Raw genomic sequence first — 322 nt, 5'->3', positions numbered from 1 at the left:
ACGATGCCCCGGTCATTACCTCGGGTATTCAGAGCGGTGCGGTGACGGAGATCGCCGACAAGGCGACGGGCGAGAATACGGCCACGCACACGCAGGGCGGCACGATCGGCTTTTCCGACGTCGATACGCTGGATGAGCACAGCGCCAGCTTCAAGGCGAACGGCAACGGTTACCTCGGCACTTTCGCGCTCGACCCGGTCAACCAGGCGGGCGACAAGATCAACTGGAGTTTTAATGTCGCCGACAGCGTGCTCGACTCGCTGCAGGTCGGTCAGACGCTGACGCAGACCTATGACGTCACCGTCGACGACGGCAAGGGCGG

At 63.0% G+C, this 322-nt stretch carries 1 protein-coding gene; it reads left to right on the top strand.

The window, feature by feature from the left end; genetic code table 11:
• The coding region (locus L981_RS32650; protein WP_043626910.1) for a VCBS domain-containing protein at positions 1–322 on the top strand (322 nt) is incomplete at both ends.

Source organism: Ensifer sp. ZNC0028, assembly GCF_000799055.1.
Taxonomy (GTDB): Bacteria; Pseudomonadota; Alphaproteobacteria; order Rhizobiales; family Rhizobiaceae; genus Ensifer.
This window is presented reverse-complemented; position numbering and strand designations above follow the sequence as displayed.